At 64.0% G+C, this 1,935-nt stretch carries 1 protein-coding gene; it reads left to right on the top strand.

All coding sequences use genetic code 11. The features are described from left to right. Positions 1 to 968: 968 nt before the first annotated feature. Complete coding sequence (locus C495_RS00975; protein WP_004045523.1) at positions 969 to 1,787, top strand: rolling circle replication-associated protein; 819 nt, start codon at positions 969 to 971, stop codon at positions 1,785 to 1,787. Positions 1,788 to 1,935: the final 148 nt, after the last annotated feature.

The raw sequence follows: 1,935 nt of genomic DNA, 5'->3' as shown, positions 1-1,935 counted from the left end.
GGTCCCACCGCGAGGTGAGAGGTGCCGGGTGGGGTCCCCCTAGACACCGTTATAGGTCCCTGTGGTGGGTGGTGGGGTCGGTTCGATTTTCGGCGACCCTTGCGCCGTCCTGCGATTAGGGAGCGGAGGGGCGAGTGATTGTGGTGGGAGAATCGCAAGACGGCGGTAAGTTGTGGCGGTTCAGACAGGGGTATCCTTACGCCGTCCTGCGATTGTACGGATAGGGCCGGGATTCGACAGGGGGAAGAATCGCAAGACGGCGGTAAGTTGTGATGGGTGATACTCCGGGGCGATCGGCGACCCCTGCGCTGTCATGCGGTTTCGGGTTCTGTCTGGCTATGGTTAGAACTGCTAATAACAATATGTGGGCGTGTTGGTAGTATCGGGATAGGTAGATGTTCTGCCGGGGTGAAAGGTCAGTATTCTTTAAGGGGCTAGTCGTTCTCGTCGCAGTCAAAGCTACGCAACGTGAGTGAATGCCCGGAGAAGGCCCGGGCGACGGACGATTCCACCGGACGCGATTTGTGGCAGAATCGCCCGGTGGAAACCTCTTGGCCGGAGGGTTCGTCCTCGCTCTGTCCTCTCTCAGCCGAGTCAGTAAGTGTTTCGACGGTTCACGGAAACGCTCGGTCTGGACGACTAAGCGCCGATCCACCGCAAGGATCGGGCGATCTTGATTTGCCCGAGAGCCGGCGTACCCGGCTCGAGGGCCGCCCGATCCGCACGCCCCCGACCGGCGGGAGGGGGCTATCTTGTGCGGTGGCGGTGCGGCGGCGGTGCGGTCTTTACTCGACGCTAGTTAGAACAACTCAAGAGCCGCTATGCTTCGCCAATTCAGGCGTTCCACCGTGCGGTGCGGTAGAAGACGTGCCGGTGGCTATGGTGCGGTGCGGTGCCACCGGCTCTTCTTCGTCGCGGTCGTCGGATAGTGCCGCCCCAGCTGGGCCGGACGTGCTGTCGGGCCACTCGTGGAGCAGCTCGCGATCGCGTCGGTCGGGGTGGTCGGAGTGAGCGCGGATCCCGTCGACGGCGAGGTCGAGTTGGATGAGCAGTCACGGCTCGGTCGGGACTGGGATTGCGGGCCGGATCGGGAGCGGCCGGACTGCCGGAAGGACTTGGCGCACCTGAAGTACCAGACAGAATCGGGGGAACAGGCGTCGTACCGTTGCGGTTCGTGGGACTGCGAGTGTTGCGGCCACCGGCTGAGGATGGGACTGATCGAGGAGATAGAACGGATCACGGAGGAGCGCCCGGAGATGCGTCGGTTCCTGACGCTCACAGTGGACCGCAGAGCGCCCGCGTCGAAGGAGGAGAAGCACGAGTACATCACCGATCGGTGGAACGCGCTGAGGACGGAACTGAGGGACCGCTATCCAAACCTGTCGTATCTGTGGGTGCGGCACGAGGGAGACGAGCGGGACCGGCCGCACCTGCACCTGCTCGTGGATCGGTTCCTGCCGCAGCGGGAACTGTCGCAGTTGGCCGAGCGCGTCGGCCTCGGCCGGGTGGTGGACATCCGGCGGGTGGACGCACGGAACGCGGCGCACTACATCAGTGCGTACCTCGGTCGTGGCTCGCTGTCGTTCCTGCCGTCGGGGTCGCGGCGGTACGGATCTAGCGCCGACGTCGATCTCGATCCACGCGATCCGGGCGGCGACGATCGTGACGGCAGTGCGCTCGAGGAGGACTGGTCACTGATGGCGTGGGATCCGATCGTCGAGGACTGGGTGTCGGCTGCGTCGGGAGACTTCCGGCGCGACGAGGATAGAGGACCGCCACCAGACTAGATCGGTCGGTCCCACCGCGAGGTGAGAGGTGCCGGGTGGGGTCCCCCTAGACACCGTTATAGGTCCCTGTGGTGGGTGGTGGGGTCGGTTCGATTTTCGGCGACCCTTGCGCCGTCCTGCGATTCTGTCTCTTATACACATCTCTGAG

Source organism: Natronorubrum sulfidifaciens JCM 14089, from assembly GCF_000337735.1.
Lineage (GTDB): Archaea > Halobacteriota > Halobacteria > Halobacteriales > Natrialbaceae > Natronorubrum > Natronorubrum sulfidifaciens.
Note: the sequence above shows the minus strand (reverse complement) of the source record. Positions and strands in the feature narration are given on the sequence as shown.